This window comes from Moorena sp. SIO3H5 (assembly GCF_010692395.1).
Taxonomy (GTDB): Bacteria; Cyanobacteriota; Cyanobacteriia; order Cyanobacteriales; family Coleofasciculaceae; genus Moorena.
On sequence record NZ_JAAHHS010000139.1, the window covers coordinates 1 to 17,383 of the forward strand.

Consider the following 17,383-nt stretch of genomic DNA (forward strand, 5'->3'; position numbering starts at 1 on the left):
GTAGACGATGTTGTGGATGTTGCTTGCGTGCTTGTAGCCTTGCACTTCTGCAAATACTCTCTGGTGATCATTTGAATCTCTGGTCAGTAGTACTTCCATAATTAGTAGTCCTTTCAAAAATGGCTCATCAGTAGGGAGCATGTCACTTATGCAGAACATTTGTACTAAATCTCTAGCCCCCTCATGGGTTTAAGCTTGCTCTGATGGTACATAGTTCATTTGTTCTGGAACTTTGACCTGCTCCCCATCAATTTGTGAGAACAATTTAATAGTAGCCCTGTTATATATCTCTTATCCTCATAAAACTCATAGAAAACCTCATAGAAAACCTCATAGAAAACCTCATAGAAAACTCATCAAAAAACTCATCAAAAAAACTCATCAAAAAAACTCATCAAAAAAACTCATATAAAACTTATAGAAAACTCATAGAAAACTCATAGAAAAACTCATAGAAAAACTCATAGAAGTAGTCAGGGTAAACTCAGATCTTGCACCTGATCATACAAAAATCAAAACCCAGCTCATGTAACCAAGGCATAAGTGTATCTAACTGGCTAAAAATGGAGAGAAGTAAGACATGAGGCTGAGTGCCTGACACATCTTGGGAAATGGCAGTGATCAAGGGGTGCAGTGCTTCGAGGGAATACGGGTAAACCAGATGCGGTCGTAGTAATGCGGATCAGCCTTCAAAGAAGCAAAGCTTGGTGGCGGGTCGCGGGGTAACTTGAACACAGGGGTTAATAATTGGCGTCCAAAGTTGAGAACCCCCTTGAGCCAGCGCAGACCGATTTTGAGATAACTGATGCCTCGTTGCTGCCAATGGGGACAAACAATTTGACGCAAGCGGTGCAAGTTGTACAGCCAGACAAATAGTAGTGCTGTTTTGGAGAGCGAAAGCGGCCACAATGGTATTAGCGCTTCGTATGCTTCGGCCGAGTTAATCCGAGAATCTTCCAGTTCAAAAGCTCCTGACTTGCTACCCTTGAAACAACTCTTCGACTCCTTACCGCTGTGCGTATTGCCACAAAGTCTTCAAAGCAGGAGATTCATCAGTAATAACAGCCTTTGGTTCTTTGACACCTTTGACAGTAGCTAGTACCAAGTTACAATGATGCTCTCCATCCTCCCACAAGCCTATATTGTGATAGAACACCGCTTCTGCTCAGGTCGGCCAAAGATAACTGAGTTATTGGGGATAGCGGCGAGGGCCATGGAGCAGTAAATCACGCTCGGAACCGTAGGCAGTAATGCCTTCCACTGGCTTGCAACCAACTCATCAGGTTATGATTGGCTTTGCCTCGAAGGGCTTTCAGCATCACATCGGGGTGAAGACTTAAGAACCACGCCCGCTTGCGCAACAGTGGTTTGTACTCCCGGAACTTGACAGTGGCGCTGCTATGTTCTACCACCCGCCACAACAGAGGCACTGCTCGACCACAACAAATTACACATACAGGACTTAGGCAAGCACGCTATATATAGTTTACTTGCCTAAGTCCTGTTGACTATAGAGACGGGTAGAGTTTGACATCAGAAAAAGGCTGTTTTTGTAGTAAGTCTAGCTTCTCATGCCACTCTACCCTTTTTGACTCAAAACCTTGTCCCCAGCACCAAGGCTGCTCCTAATGGCACTTGAATATTTCGTTCGCGTAGCGTGGACTACGGCCAATCGCCCTTGGATTGTCCGTAGGGTACACCAACCAATCCTGGTTCTTTTGCGGGCATAAGCTGAGCTTGTAAAGATGCCGTTCTTGTAGGCTTTCGAGCACTTGTGTCAGGCAGTCAGGTCAGAGTTTGGGATTTAGAAGGAAATCAATTAGCACTGTTTCAAGGACATCAACACTGGGTAACAAGTGTAAGTTAATGAAATCTGTTGGTTTGGTAGTCTCCATGGATATGCTGCTGACGTGATCGATACCTGTGAAAAAGCAGTAGCCAAAGTACCTGGATATTTATTTATTTTGGATAGTCGTGGTTTAGCTAGGGCTCTGACTTGGGATACCGCAGGAGCCATATCAGATTTTCAGGCATTTGTAGACTGGACCGACAATTATAAGTCGAAAGCAAAACGGCAGAAATGGATAGATGAACTCCGGGCTGGTAAGAATCCTTTTACGGAAGAGGTGTTGAAGGATTTACGTGGGGAGTAAGGGTGGGGAAGGCAAGAGGCAAGAGGCAAGAGGCAAGAGGCAATTGGCAATAGGCTGTGGAACTGGCATCTTGCCAGTGTCATGGTTATGGTCGGGCGGGCAGGATGCCCACTCTACTGATATTGATCAGGCGGTAGAACTGGCATCAAGCTGTAGAACTGGCATCAAGCTGTGGAACTGGCATCTTGCCAGTGTCATGGTTATGGTCGCGCGGGCATCAAGCTGTAGAACTGGCATCTTGCCAGTGTCATGGTTATGGTCGCGCGGGCAGGATGCCCACTCTACTGATATTGAAACTGGCAGTAGAACTGGCATCTTGCCAGTTTCAATATATTTTTTGTAACAAAATTTTTCAATATATGTTATAATGTAATGTTTTTGTGCTATAGTATAACAGTGGGCGCTGAGACGCCCAGAGTCAAGAGCTAGCCCGGCGAGTGTCCAAAATCAACGGGCTAGCTCTGGCTCCCCTAAAAAAGGAGACAATTTGATTATGAGTTATTGTGAACGCCTTCATCCGTGGGTGGTCATTAGGCTGTTACCCCAAATGCAGCGAGTTGTTGTTGCTCGCTTCCGCAATCGATCGGATGCGGAAGGACATTTGTGGGCTCTGAAACGATTAATGCCGGATGCGGAATTTATAATTGTTTTTGATGTGGGGAATAGGGAATAGGGAACAGGGAACAGGGAACAGGGAACAGGGAGATTACCTAGAAAAAAGTTGTTTTTTGATAACTGATTGTAGCGTTTATCGCAGTTATGAGGTACATTATTCTTTGACCTTGATTCCCTGTCTTGATTAAGCGATCGCTATTCCCTATTCCCTGCTCCCTGGTCCCTCATAAGGGTAGGTTTTTTACTTTGACCTCAGGTGTGGGGTGTAGGGGATGGGGTGTGGGGTGTGGGCATAAGAAAGCGATGCTAATGGTGCGACAATCAAGGGAATTTAATAATTAGATGCGGTTTGCTCACCAAAGCCCAACCTGCGGGGGTTTGCCCCACTCGCGCTTTGCATGGCTGACAATTAAGTATATTGTCTTATCCCCCACACCCCACACCCCACAACCCACACCCTACACCTCACGTTTTTGTTAAAAACCTACCCCTGTGAGCTGCTCCCTGCTCCCTTTTTGTTTGTACTTGACATATTACGCTAATTGTGTTAGCGTAATTAGATAACAGAAGAGGTCGAGTTCTGATGATCATACTTGAGTTTAAAGCCTACGGTAAACCCCATCAATATCAAGCTATAAACGAAGCAATTCGGACGGTTAAATTTATCCGGAATAGCTGCATTCGTTTATGGATAGATAACAAAGGGACAGGGAAATACGACCTTAGCAAGTACTGCAAAATACTAGCTAAAAAATTCCCGTTTGCCAATGAACTAAACTCTACTGCTCGACAAGCTGCGGCTGAAAGAGCATGGTCATCAATTTCTCGCTTCTTTGAAAACTGCAAGAAAAAAGTACCTGGCAAGAAAAGCTATCCTCGTTTTCAGAAACACTGTAGGTCGGTTGAGTATAAACAATCAGGATGGAAACTTTCCCCTGACAATAAAACAATTACATTCAGTGACAAGAAAGGAATAGGGAAGTTAAAACTCAAGGGTACCTGGGACTTATGGCGCTTTGACAAAAAGCAAATCAAACGGGTTCGCATTTTTAAAAGGGCTGATGGTTATTATGTTCAGTTTTTCATCTCTGTGACGAACGAAGAACAATTAGACCCGGTTGACGCTACTGTAGGATTGGACGTAGGACTAAAAGAATTCTATACCGATTCTAGGGGAAACACTGAACCCAATCCCAGATTTTACCGTAAAGGAGAAAAGCGACTAAAGTTTTACCAACGTCGAGTTTCTCGAAAAAAGAAAGGCTCTGCTAACCGTAAGAAGGCCGTTAATAGATTAGGTAAACAGCACCTCAAAATAAGTAGGCAGCGTAAAGAACATGCCAAGAGACTGGCACGTTGCGTAATCCGGTCTAACGACCTGGTCGCCTATGAAGATTTGAGGGTAAAAAATCTGGTTAAAAACCATTGTTTAGCTAAGTCTATTAACGATGCAGGTTGGTATCAGTTTAGGAAATGGTTAGAGCATTTTGGCAAGAAGTTTGGTAGAGTCACGGTTGCAGTGAATCCTGCCTATACAAGTCAAAATTGCCCAGAATGCGGCGAGGTAGTCAAGAAGTCCCTATCAACTAGGACTCACGTCTGCAAATGTGGTTGTAAATTAGACCGAGACCACAACGCCGCAGTCAACATCCTGAAAAAAGCCTTGGGTACGGTGGGGCACACCGGAACCTGGATCATCGATCCGAACACTTCGGGAGATTTAACCTCTACTGCTCTTGGTTCCGGCCAGGTTCAGCAAGTCGAATCGTTGAACGAAGAATCCCCGCGCCTTTAGGTCGGGGAGTGTCAATTCACTCTTTCATTAACCGGAAAGCGGTCAAGTAACTGAGCAGCACGAATCGCATTAGCTTTTAAAGACTCTGATAGAGGCAACACATGGGGAATTTGGGATAATATATCTAAGGTTCGACGTAAAATGCGCACCACATCCCCTTCATCTAAGCTGGTATTACCGCATATCTCCCGCCAGGATTTGCCTAAGGACCACTGTTCTATTAGACCAATTAACCTATCCTCTGACCAAACCGGTAAGGCGACATGATATCGGCGCTGTAGCTGAAATACTTGACGCCGAATCCTCCTGAGGTTTGCCAATGCCTCTAGCACTTCCTCACTTGGTTTATAGTTTGTCCAACTATCCGGTCTAGGGGTTTCGGTAACTATAGCAGAGCAAGCTGCTGCCAGTTGGTGGGGGTCTAAGTCATCTAATTCTCCCGACAGCATGGCTAAGGCTAGCCACAACTCATTTTCTCCCCGAACCGAAGCAGCCACTTGCCCCAGAACAGTGGGAGTTAAGTCCTCCAAAGAACCAGATGCTTTTAAAATTTCAATCAGGTTGAGAAATTCGTGCCAATGCTGAGCCTGGTATTCTCGGAATTTAGCTTGACGTTGGTTAATTTGCTCCTGCAAAAACAACCGTTTTTTGTGGCGTTTGATCAGTTGAGAAGGATTACCCCACTGACGAAGAGCATGGGTTTCCATTTGACCCTCTAGATCACCAACAACACCTTGTTGCTCCCTCACTTCTGGAGCAACCCAGAGTTGAGCAATGGTGGGAACTTGGTTAGCCAAGGCTTCAGTATCTTCATTTCCGCTTTTGACTTGACCTGGTTTAATCTCAAGTCCCTCTAAAGGCTGGAGAGTTCCAATATCAAGGCATCGAAGATTAATAATGTCAGAGGATTCACCTTGAGTTGAGCCGGTTGAGTGATCTTCCGTAGAGCCATTGGATGCTTGGTCATCGGCCACTTCAGGAAAGCCATCTAACCCCATCACATCAGCAGTTGTTGCCACATACCATCGGTTAGCAGCACTTAAGCACACCAGATAAGGGAATTGACCGGAACCCTTTTGTTTAGCCACCAAAACAGCTGGAACAGGAGAAGACACTGGCACATTCTTGCCCTTGAGATAAAGAATGACTCCCGGTTGCACCTGTTGTAGTAATTGGGATACAGCTTTAGAAACAGATGCCTCTGCTTGGTGTTGCAGGTCTTTAAGGATGCGGCGCTCTACTTTCAGGTGTTCCTTCAGTTTTTGATAGCCTTCCATTACTGCCACATCTACCGGTGCCAGTTGAAAATCAATTCTGGTCAGTTCCGCAGTCAGTTCAGTAATTGCCTGTTGTTGAGGTTTGAGGTACAAAGTAGCTAGGTACTGAGCAAAGCTGCGTTCAACTAATTCCTTGGCTTGAGGAAGAGAGTGAGTTTGCAACAAATTCAGTACCATACCATAGGTAGGGGTAAACTGACTAACTAGGGGATCAGCACCAGCCGTTGCCAGATAAGCCGCCTCCTTAGACCCTTCAAAGGGGGTTTGCACGGTAACCACATAGCCATTGGTATCCATCCCTCGCCTTCCTGCTCGTCCAGCCATCTGCAAAAATTCCGAAGCAGTCAGTAGCCGGTGTCCTCGGTCAGTACGCTTAGATAGACTGGAAATAACCGTGGTACGAGCAGGCATATTAATTCCTGCTGCTAGAGTTTCTGTAGCAAAGACCACCTTAACTAGTCCTTGTTGGAATAGTTCTTCCACTAGACCTTTCCAAGCAGGTAAAATTCCAGCATGATGGGCAGCTATACCTCGGTAGAGGGGTTCAATTTGTTTGGTACGAGCTGCTTCTGGATTCTTACTGATAAATTCATCAATCCGTTTCTTGAGTCGAGCTGCTTCTTGTTCATTGACCAGGGATAGTGGACCCATCTCATCTACTGCCTTATCACAGCCTCGGCGGCTAAAGATAAAGTAAATAGCTGGTAACATCTCCCGTTTTTTTAGTTTGCTCACCACAGAGCTAATGCTGGGGCCTTCCGGACGTCCATGTTTGTCTTTGCTTTTAGGACGCCTGGTTTTGAGGGAGTTGTTAATCTTGGTGTGGTCGTCATTCAGCAGGGAGACAATTCCCTTGGGATGGGCAAAGTAAAACTCTAGAGGAACAGGTCGGAAGTTAGAGTAAATCAGCTCAGTGGAGCCATGAACTTGATTCAGCCAGTCGGTCAGCTGGTCAGAATTGGCAACAGTGGCGGAGAGGGCAACAATTTGGATATCTGGCGGACAATAGATAATTGATTCTTCCCAAACCGTGCCTCGTTGTCGGTCATTCATGTAGTGACATTCATCTAGGATGACCGCCTCAACCCCTAGCATCGAGGCTCCCACTTGACCAATTGGGGTCCCATAGAGCATATTACGGAAGATTTCCGTAGTCATCACTAACACGGAAGCTTCCCGGTTGACCGAGGAATCACCGGTAACTAGACCGACTTTGTCTGCGCCAAATTTTGCCCGAAAATCCCTTAGTTTCTGGTTGGAGAGCGCTTTGAGGGGGGTGGTGTAGAACACACGTCCTCCTTGAGACAAAGCACGATAAATGGTATACTCCCCAATTAAGGTTTTCCCAGAACCAGTCGGAGCACAGACAACTACTGATTTACTATCATTGAGAGCCTCAATTGCCTGTTTTTGGAACTCGTCGAGTTCAAAGGGAAATAGGTTGTTCGGGTTAAGGTCTACTGATGAAGTAGCAATATTCACACAAGGTTTTTCCAATAAGGTATATGATCGTTAGGTATTGGTTGTAATTACATAGTCCATTGGTTGTATATCTTGATTGTATGCCAGGTAATTAGTTGAGAGCGTTTACACCATTTTAATCAAGATACCCCTGGTGTATTTATAGGTAGTTGTTTCCTCTAACAAAGAGCGATACCAACTAAAAGTCTTGTAGGACAGGGGTTTGAGGCTATTAACAAAAACTATTCCGATAAGGGATTATCCATATAAATCGGTATGTTACTCGACTTGTAAGTCTTCCTCCTGTTCTACCAAGATAATGTCCAAACCCCTAACATCTTGGAAAATAAACTCTACCCGACGATTACGAGCATGATTCACTGATGTAGTTCCTGTGGTCTTCAGCTCGCTTTCACCAAAGGAGCGAATAGTCATCCGTTCTGGCCCAACTCCTAGACGCAACAGGTAATCCCGTGCTGCCTTGGCCCGCCGCCATCCCAAGGCTTGGTTGTATTCCACAGTAGCACGGAAGTCAGTATGTCCCTGAATATCAATGGTCATGAAGGGATACTCTTGCAATACTCTGGCAATCTGGTTGAGTACTGCCGCAGTTCTAGGACTAATTCTGGATTGGTCAAGGGCAAAATGAATGACCCTAGGTACTTTCAACACCAAGGGTTCAGGTATTTGTGGGGACTGTGGTTGTATCGGAACCCTGGCGACTGGACGGCTGGTACACTGGGGCTTTGCTGTGTTCGGTAGAGTTGTTGCTGAGCGTGTCTCGATACTATTCCCTTGATCATCAAGAGCACTTACTACTACAGTCACAGCTGGTTCAGAGGTACCGTAGTCTGGGTGAGTTGCGATCGCACTCAGGTAATCCCCAGGCTGGACATTACTAAGACTAATCCCAAACTTCCCTTCTTGATCTGCTTCGGCTGTAGCAATCTTCCTGCTCAAGGGACCATACCCAGGGGTTTTTGGGGAAACCTGGTCTACAAGATAGATATCTACCTCAGAACCAGGGTCAGCTAACCCATCCAAACTGACCTGACCATCCCGTTGAAAAAACTCTACCGCTAACCACCGAGGTGTATTTACAGCATTATTCCCAGTGTCTAGCCTACGGTTAGGAGAGTCTCGCTTAGGGTTTGGTCCATCACCCACTTGATAATGCCTTGGTCCAGTGTTGTCTCTAGTGACTAGGTCAATGCTCAGCCCTTCGAGAGCCGCAAATTGATTATCTTGGATGATATTGCGATCGCTTTCTGGATAAGCAGCAACCACTACTCCTGGTCCCGGTTGGTTAGTGATTTGGTTACCAATAACTTGATGATCATCTCCCATCAAATATATGGCAGCCCGACGTAAGCGGCGTCCATTATACTTAATTTGGTTATTCCGAATGCTGACAGCACCGGTAGGTTTAAATAGGTACACACTGCTGCCGTCGTTGCCGCAAATTAAATTAGACTCAACAGTAGTATTGTCAATATTACCCTCTAGACGAATAGCATCTGACATCCCAGCCATCCCGTTACCAACGATAATATTTTCGGTAATCTGTAGCTCCCTCGCCTGGTCGGAGGTAATAATCCCGCTACCGTCATGATTAGCAATTCGATTACGCCGGATGGTAACTCCTGTGCCACTAAACACCCATACCCCAAAAGCTGACATGGTTGATGGCATAGTCTCATCCGGAGGTATACCTAGCCAAGTGTTTTCTATAATCACCGATTGAGGAGGTTTGTCGGCAGCAAACTGACCATCAGCAAACTGACCGTTGTAGTTGGGTGGCAGCCGATCGGAAATCAATATGTCTGCTGGTGTTGAGATGACAGTTGCTTGGTGCCGACCGTTAAATCCATATATACTCAACCCTTTTATAGTCACATCATCATTAATAATTGTCAAACCTTGAAAAATCTCTACCGTTTCCGCTGGAGTAATTGTCACCAATGGAATCGGGATTTCAATCTCGGCAGTAGCTGATTGATCTCGGTTATAGCCAGGTTGGGTTGTGCCATCTACGATCACTCCAGCAGTCGCGATGGGAGGTAAGTGTTCTACCAAACGAATAGTAGTTTGCTGGGCAGGTAAATTAAACTCTATTGTTGACCGTGCTGGGGAACTTAGGGATTCTACTTGAGATTTTTCTGCTGCACTGAGTTGGTCTAGAGTTAATGTGCCGTTGATCAGGTTAATAGCTTCCCTAAGGGTTAAGTTATTGTCTGGTTTTACTGAACCATCTTGGTTGCTATTGACCACTACTTTTAGGGGTGATGGTTTTGCTTGGGCTAGGGCTGGCTTAATCAAAGCAAACGGCAAAAAGCAAACGGCAAACGGCAAAAAGCAAAAGGTAACAGTATCGATCAACCCTTTTAAGCCTAGGCTTGATAATAAACTAGGTATATCCTGTTTTTTTTGGATAACTCTAGGCTTTTCTTTTTTTTTATTAAAAAACAAACTTAATCTAGAATTGTCATAATTTTTTTTTGATAGTTTTAGTGGCAATTCTGACTTTGATTTTGAGGTAATTATATTTGGAGTCATAGCTGCTTTGTTTTAAAGATTAATATACTGATAAATAGTTTTATTATGGTTGATTGCCTGACACTATATATAGTTAATTATAAACTATATATTTCTGGTAATTAATAATAAAAATGTCATGATTAATCGATAATTATACTCAAACTACCAATTGTCAAGTACCCGAAAATACTATTTTTTTTCTATTATTCTTGCTTGTGTGTTGTCGTCTTCTGATTTGTCCTTAGAAAGGGGTTTGCTGTTGTCTTCTAGCCCTTCTTCAACCACAGGTTGGTTAATTTTCTTGGGATTATCTTGGTTTTGATTATTTTCAACAATGGATTCAGTTTGAGATTCCTGCTGTTGGGGTGGTGCTACCTTTTGATTGCCAAAGCCGCCAAATAGATTACCAATCAGCCCATCAAGTTTTACAGTAAGTCCTAAATAAGGACCACTGGCGGAACGAGATCCACGGAAGTCGTAGTCGTCAATATTACCAACAGCGTATCCAGCAGCAAGGCGCAGACTAGGAGTTAGGTAGTAGCCAGTTTCAATCAGGAAGCCATTTTCAAAGTAGTCTGCTGAAGGTTGAGAGATCAAGCGAGCTTCACCGACTACATCCCAGTTGTAGCCTAAACGATAGGATGCTCGGACTTGACCGAGATGAATGGTGCTATCTCCGATTAAATCATTGGATAAATAGGATCTACTATAACGCAAAGCATATTTACCGTAGAATTCCCATCGCCAGTTGGGAGCATAGATCATTTCGCCGGAAAATAGATGTTCGTTATAACCACTACCACTGCCCAATAAAATCGTGTCGGGAATAGTAGCAGGATTCTGGCGAAACTCATAGCGCATTAAAGCGTTAAAGTTATCGCTTGCGGGATTGCGGTAAGCAACACCTAGCCTGAGATTGATCGAATTTCCTAATCGGCTCCTAATTCTTTGATTAGCACCATTCGCCTGTCGATAACTAAACAAAGCAGTTATAGCAGGAGACAATTTCCCAGAGGCGGCACCAGTGATAACAGTGTTGTTGCCACGATTAGAAGAACGATGCTCCCATTTGAAACTGGCTTTGAAATCGGGACTGTCAGTGAATTCAAAACCGATACTGTAGCTTTCTCCACTCTCAAATCCAAGGGCTGAGGCTCCTTGACCAAAAGCATAGGGTTGACTGAACTGATCAGCAGCAGCATTTTCTCCAAGGAAGTTACCTAATACCCGCTCATAAGCAAGGTTTAGTCGCATACCAGGGAAAATCGTCCAGCCCTGCTTCAAGCCGATAGCGCCCTGACCGGTCATCTGATCTAATCCGCCAACAATAGAGTAACGTCCAGAGATAGTGGTATCAGAGCCAAGATTGTAATCGCCACTGATACCAAGATGAGTAATTTCCTGCCCCTCAAATTGTCCTCGGGTAAACCATTGTTGTCCGACATTGATGGTAATTCCTCGATACACTCGCCAGTCTAATCCGATCGCAGTCCGGTCTGAATACACTGAATCGGTTTCGCTGGATAGAGTTAGTTCATTGAGAGCCTGAAAAGTGAGCCTATCAGTTAAGGGCATCTTAAAACGCGATCGCAACTGATTAGATGTACGACTTCTAGAGTCATCTTTACGGTCTTCGCGGTCGCGAAACACCCAGTCGAGTTGGAGGCTACCCGGACCAATACGTTGCTTAATCCCTGCAATTACAGTAGTTAAAGAATTATCCACCCGATTACCAGCCTGAGGTTCGGTACGCGGGTCGAATAAATCACCGAAACTATTAACAACTCGGGGAGCTATACCTCGGTTAGTTTCCCGGTCTACCTGTACCCGAAAATTAGTGGTATCAGTGACTTTGGCCTGAAACTGAGCACCATAACGGGTTTGACCAGGAACAAAGCTAACGGTAGCGTTATTGGCAAAGCCAGTTTCAGTGGAGCGCAAATAAGCTTTACCGGAGAAAGCATCACTAAATTTCCCATCTAGTTGCACGCGGTAGGCTGAACCACTTACTAAGCCTAATTCGTCAGAATCATTGGTAGAGTGAGCGTATTCTGTGATTAATTGAACATTCTCCCCAAAGGAGAACAAACCATCCACACCATAAAGTTCAAAGTCTCTAGCTCCCTGATTTTCCCGTAGATAGCTAGCGCCGAGCCAACTCTCTTGATTAAGTTCCCGAGAGAAGTTGTATTGAAACCGACCTGCGTAAATATTAGTATCTTGGCTATCCCCATCAAATTGATAAGTAACAACAATCCGCCGCACTAAGACTTGTCCTTCTTCATCCAAGTCAGTACGTAAAATTGGTTGGTTGAACAATAAGGTGCCACGGTCATAGTCAATTTCATAATCACTGACCCTACTGAGACGTTCTCGTTGAATTACAGTACCAGGTCGCTGTAGTTCTTCTAACTCGATGTAAACCTCTTCTGAACCAGGAACCAATAGTCGCCGAGACAGAAAGTAAAAACCACTAGTACCATCAGGGGCAATCGTATCCCGCTGGAAGCCTTCCACGTTATTGGCGAACAATCCAGTAACTTGAAACTTACCAAAGTTGTAATTAGTCTTGAAGCCATGGAGTTTGCGCCTCGTGGAAGTAAATAGCTGAGAGCGTCTAGAAAACTCCTCAGTGTTGTAATCCCCCCACATCAAATAGTCCGCTTCTATTCCTATTTTTGTACCAGAGCGTTCTAGCCTCAGATAGACATTATCTATAGAAGGAGTAGTTACATCCACTGTCGAACTATCACCGTAAACGGGATAGTCTTGTTCAGAGGATTGGAACTCGCGAAATAACCGATTACTATCATTACAATTACAGCCTTTGTTCAAAGCATGGTCAGTATTAAATGACCCAGTAATTAACCAATCCCCAAGGCTTCCAGTGAAGAAAGCAGCGGATCGGATGTCAAATTTAGTGTCATCATCTTCATCCTCTGGTAAAAAGTCCCGAAAGCCCTTGAAAAAGTCTGTCCCTTCAGTTCCCAAACGCATATCGATCACGCCAGTTATTAAACTCGGGCGTAGTGCAGTTTCAAACTGCATTTGGGTAAAGGCTTCTAAATCATTACTAGCAGCACTAATCCGAATGGTTTTAGCGTCTAAGCCTGAGCGCAGTTCAGTGCTAAATTGCCCCTTTCGAGCTTCTACCTGAAATCCCGGTTGGTCTGGGTTTTGGTCTACACCAACGAACTCACCGTCACTGGTGTATAAGGTAACAATGCTATCGCGGTGAGAGACATTACCGAATTTATCCAATAACCGACCCTTAACCGTTGCTAGAGAACGTCCATCGGCTGGGATACGAGCCTCCCGCGTTTCCACAACCAGTTTATCGGGTGTTCCCCTTACTTGTACCGGTATAGAAATTACGTTATCTGACCCAGCAATAGTGGCAGTGATCGTATTTTCCCCTTCCCTAAGGACAATACCATACCAAGTTCGAGTGATAAGATTAGTTAGTGTATCTGTTTCTGTGCGTCCAATGAAGGAGGGGTCTACTAGTTTACCATTGACCCGAAGTTCCACCTCAGCTCCCAAAGCATATTGTAAAATAATGCTAGTTGCTGGGATATCTAATACCTTATCCGAAGTAGGGGCAAGTACTTTTACATAGGATGATTTTGGTTTAGAGGTAGAAGATGGAGTCGATTCTCTTATTCGTTGTTGGCGTCTTTGTCTGCGGTTGCGTCTTCTTTGCCGTATCCAGTAGTTGGCGATTTCGAGAGTGTCTTGGTACTCTTCTCCTAATTCCGCAAAAGCAATGGTTGGAAGTTCAACTGGTTTTAGGTCAAGGTTGAGTGATGACTCCTGTGTCAAATCGAGGCTGAGGAGTTGTTTGTCTGTTAGGTCAAAGCTTGCTAGTTGTTCCTGTCTTAGATTAAAGCTAATTAGTTGCTCCTGACTCGGTTCAATTACTGGTGGTGATGCTTCTATCTGCTGGATTGGTTCAGGATTAACAGTAGGATTGAGACTAACGGTTTGCTGGGATGGCAACTCAAGGTTGTCTAACTTATCGTTAGTTAAATCTATCTTAGGTAATTCACTATTAACCTCAAACTCAGGTAAGTCTCCCACTTGGATATCGATATCAGGTGCGTAAGCAATGTCTTGGTCTAACTGAGTTTCTGGGATCGGTAGAGTTTCTCTATCTTCATTATTGATACTATTAAAACTAACCCTTTGGGGACTACGCAGCTCCAGGTTATCTAACTTATCGTTAGTTAAATCTAAGTTAGGTAATTGATTACTATTGAGGTCAAAGTTGGGTAAGTCTCCCACTTGGATATCGAGATCAGGTGCGTAAGCAATGTCTTGGTCTAACTGAGTTTCTGGAATCGGTATAGTTTCTTTAGCTTCATTATTGATACTATTAAAACTAACCCTTTGGGGCGTTCGCGTAGCGTGACCGTAGGTCATTCCCAGCTCAAGATTGTCTAATTTATCGTTACTTAAATCGATATTAGGTAATTCACGATTAACCCCAAACTCAGGTAAGTCTCCAATTTGGATATCAAGATCAGGTGCGTAAGCAATGTCTTGGTCTAACTGAGTTTCTGGTATCGGTAGAGTTTCTCTATCTTCATTATTGATACTATTAAAACTAACCCTTTGGGGACTACGGAGCTTAAGGTTGTCTAACTTATCGTTACTTAAATCGATATTAGGTAATTCACGATTAACCTCAAAGTTGGGTAAGTCTCCCACTTGGATATCGAGATCAGGTGCGTAAGCAATGTCTTGGTCTAACTGAGTTTCTGGTATCGGTAGAGTTTCTCTAGCTTCATTATTGATACTATTAAAACTAACCCTTTGGGGTGTACCCAGCTCAAGGTTATCTAACTTATCGTTACTTAAATCGATATTAGGTAATTCACGATTAACTAGAAACTCAGGTAAGTCTCCGACTTGGATATCGATACCAGGTGCATACGCAATGTCTTGATTTAACTGAGTTTCTGGAATCGGTAGAGTTTCTCTATCTTCATTATTGATACTATTAAAACTAACCCTTTGGGGCGGACGCAGCTCAAGGTTGTCTAACTTCTCGTTACTTAAATCGATATTAGGTAATTCACGCTTAACCTCAAAGTTAGGTAACTCTCCAACTTGGAGATCGATACCAGGTGCATACGCAATCTCTTGATTTGAGTGAGTTTCCGCGTTCGGTAGAGTTTCTCTAGCTTCATTATTGATACTATTAAAACTAACCCTTTGGGGACTACGGAGCTCCAGATTGTCTAACTTATCGTTACTTAAATCGATATTAGGTAATTCACGATTAACCTCAAAGTTGGGTAAGTCTCCCACTTGGATATCGATACCAGGTGCATACGCAATGTCTTGGTCTAACTGAGTTTCTGGTATCGGTATAGTTGTTTTAGCTTCATTATTGATACTATTAAAACTAACCCTTTGGGGGGTACGCAGCTCAAGGTCATCTAACTTATCTTTAGTTAAATCGATATTAGGTAATTCACGATTAACCTCAAAGTTGGGTAAGTCTCCAATTTGGATATCAATACCAGGTGCATACGCAATCTCTTGATTTGACTGAGTTTCCGCCTTCGGTATAGTTTCTCTAGCTTGAGGATTAACCGTAGGATTGAGACTAACCCGTTGGGGCGTGCGCAGTTGAAGCTGATCTAACTTATCGTTACTTAAATCGATATTAGGTAATTCACGATTAACCTCAAAGTTAGGTAATTTTCCCTGCTGGAAGTCGATACTAGCTGCAATGGCAATCTCTTGATTTGACTGACTTGCTGGTATCGGTATAGTTTGTCTAGCTTCAGTCTTAACACTATTGTTAAGACTAACTCTTTGCTGGGAGCGCAGTTGAAGGTTATCTAACTTATCGTTAGTTAAATCTATCTTCGGTAATTCACGATTAACCTCAAAGTTAGGTAATTTTCCCTGCTGGAAGTCGATACTAGCTGCTATCGCAATCTCAGTAGGTGACTGACTTGCTGGTATCGGTATAGTTTGTCTAGCTTCAGTATTGATATTGGGATTGAGACTAACCCTTTGCTGGGAGCGCAATTGAAGGTTATCTAACTTATCGTTACTTAAATCTATCTTCGGTAATTCACGATTAACCGCAAACTCAGGTAAGTCTCCCTGTTGGAAATTGATACTAGATGCGATCGCGTAGCGTGACCTACGGTCAATCGCAATCTCTTGATTTGACTGACTTGCTGGTATCGGTATAGTTTCTCTAACTTCTCGATTAACTCTGTTGTTGAGACTAACCCGTTGGAGCGATTGGCCTATGGCCACGCTACGCGAACGCAGTTGAAGGTTATCTAACTTATCGTTAGTTAAATCTATCTTCGGTAATTCACGATTAACCCCAAACTCAGGTAATTCTCCCTTTTGGAAGTCGATACTAGCTGCTATTGTAATTTCAGTAGATGACCGACTTGGTGTGTTCGCGTAGCGTGACCTACGGTCAATCGGTATAGTTTGTCTAGCTTCAGTATTGATATTGGGATTGAGACTAACCCTTTGCTGGGAGGGCAGTTGAAGGTTGTCTAATTTAGCATTACTTAAATTTAAGTTAGGGAATTCACTATTAACAGCAAAGTTCGGTAATTGTTCGAGTTGGATATCAATACCAGGTGCATAAGCAATATCAGTATCTGACCGACTTGGCGCGTTCGCGTAGCGTGACCTATGGTCAATCGGTATAGTTTCTATAGCTTCAGTATTAACACTATTGTTAAGACTAACCCCTTGCTGTTGTTTCAGGTCTAGTAAGCTAAGTAGAGCTTTTGGTGAATTCAGCTGAGGTAGTTGACCAGGCAGTAGAGCAAAACTAGGTAGCGAACCTTTACTCAAGTCCACTACAGGTGCGAGGGCGATGTCTGAGGAGGGCTCTGTCTGTTGGACTGGTGAAGGAGTCAGAGTGGAGTTGAAACTAACGATAGGTTCTCGTTTCAGGTTGAGCCTAAAACGTTGATCTGACCTGAGATCGACCCTAGGAAATTGTCCATCGTTGATGTTAAAACTGGAACGCTGTCTTAGACCAATTGTTGTTGATCGCTCATTTTGGTTTAGGGAAGGAACCAGACCGGGATTGAAGCTGAGGATCGGTTCTTGTTTGAGATCAAGACTAGGTAGTTGACTTGGATTCAGGTCAATGACTGGTAATTTATCCTCTGCTGCTTGGCTTGATTCAGCTTCAGCGATCGCAGGATACAGCACCATGGTGACGCTACCAGCGATCGCTCCCATTAGCTGTAGTTTACAAGATATGTTATACTTATTAGTTAGTTTCATTGCTGATCCTCTTCGTTGAAGGTCGGAGTGACTGCAAAGTTCATGCGTGCCATACCACCAGGCTCTAAACGCACGAGTCTCGATTGGCTGTTGCCTTCACTGAAATGGGTATTGGGAGCTAGGGTGTAACCTGGAAGGCTAGTCAGGTCTAAAGCTCCAGTGTGGTATCCCGGTAGAACGTTCTTAACCGAGAACAGACCATTGGCATCAGTAGTAATTCGGTTACCGTTTTCCATAAAGATCACCGCATTAGGAACTCC

General features: G+C 44.0%; 10 protein-coding genes and 1 pseudogene. 4 read left to right on the forward strand and 7 right to left on the reverse strand.

All coding sequences use genetic code 11. From position 1 onward, the window contains the following. Nucleotides 1–621: 621 nt before the first annotated feature. The 3 genes from F6K52_RS16630 to F6K52_RS16640 all read right to left on the reverse strand — a co-directional run bounded on the left by F6K52_RS16630 (nt 622) and on the right by F6K52_RS16640 (nt 1,430). Nucleotides 622–909 (reverse strand): hypothetical protein, encoded by a 288-nt coding sequence (locus F6K52_RS16630; protein ID WP_293079501.1) that lies wholly within the window; start codon nt 907–909, stop codon nt 622–624. Between the two features lie 97 nt (nt 910–1,006). After that, complete coding sequence (locus F6K52_RS16635; protein ID WP_293079503.1) at nt 1,007–1,156, reverse strand: hypothetical protein; 150 nt, start codon at nt 1,154–1,156, stop codon at nt 1,007–1,009. A 70-nt stretch (nt 1,157–1,226) separates the two neighbouring features. Continuing rightward, nucleotides 1,227–1,430: a hypothetical protein gene (locus F6K52_RS16640; RefSeq protein WP_293079505.1), complete on the reverse strand. Its 204-nt coding sequence runs from the start codon at nt 1,428–1,430 to the stop codon at nt 1,227–1,229. Between the two features lie 480 nt (nt 1,431–1,910). Between F6K52_RS16640 and F6K52_RS16645 the strand changes: the two genes are divergently transcribed. From F6K52_RS16645 to F6K52_RS16660, 4 genes are all read left to right on the forward strand, one after another. Beyond that, complete coding sequence (locus F6K52_RS16645) at nt 1,911–2,153, forward strand: hypothetical protein (RefSeq protein ID WP_293079507.1); 243 nt, start codon at nt 1,911–1,913, stop codon at nt 2,151–2,153. After that, nucleotides 2,143–2,496 (forward strand): hypothetical protein, encoded by a 354-nt coding sequence (locus F6K52_RS16650; RefSeq protein ID WP_293079509.1) that lies wholly within the window; start codon nt 2,143–2,145, stop codon nt 2,494–2,496. The genes F6K52_RS16645 and F6K52_RS16650 overlap by 11 nt, the downstream gene beginning before the upstream one ends. A 150-nt stretch (nt 2,497–2,646) precedes the next feature. Further along, entirely contained in the window at nt 2,647–2,826 is a 180-nt protein-coding gene (locus F6K52_RS16655) for a hypothetical protein (protein WP_293079511.1), read from the forward strand. A 525-nt stretch (nt 2,827–3,351) separates the two neighbouring features. Beyond that, nucleotides 3,352–4,563 (forward strand): transposase, encoded by a 1,212-nt coding sequence (locus F6K52_RS16660; protein ID WP_293079513.1) that lies wholly within the window; start codon nt 3,352–3,354, stop codon nt 4,561–4,563. Nucleotides 4,564–4,574: 11 nt separating this feature from the next. Here F6K52_RS16660 and F6K52_RS16665 read toward each other — a convergent pair whose 3' ends face one another. The 4 genes and pseudogenes from F6K52_RS16665 to F6K52_RS16680 form a co-directional block, all read right to left on the reverse strand. Then, nucleotides 4,575–7,322 (reverse strand): DEAD/DEAH box helicase, encoded by a 2,748-nt coding sequence (locus tag F6K52_RS16665; protein WP_293079515.1) that lies wholly within the window; start codon nt 7,320–7,322, stop codon nt 4,575–4,577. A 258-nt stretch (nt 7,323–7,580) separates the two neighbouring features. After that, nucleotides 7,581–9,857, reverse strand: coding sequence for a right-handed parallel beta-helix repeat-containing protein (locus tag F6K52_RS16670; RefSeq protein ID WP_293079517.1), 2,277 nt, complete (start codon nt 9,855–9,857; stop codon nt 7,581–7,583). A 171-nt stretch (nt 9,858–10,028) separates the two neighbouring features. Continuing rightward, the gene (locus F6K52_RS16675) at nt 10,029–17,123 is read right to left on the reverse strand and encodes a hypothetical protein (RefSeq protein ID WP_293079519.1); all 7,095 of its coding nucleotides are present in this window, start codon (nt 17,121–17,123) and stop codon (nt 10,029–10,031) included. Beyond that, nucleotides 17,120–17,383 (reverse strand): annotated as a pseudogene (locus F6K52_RS16680) (hypothetical protein); the annotation flags it as partial. The pseudogene F6K52_RS16680 and the gene F6K52_RS16675, both read right to left, overlap by 4 nt.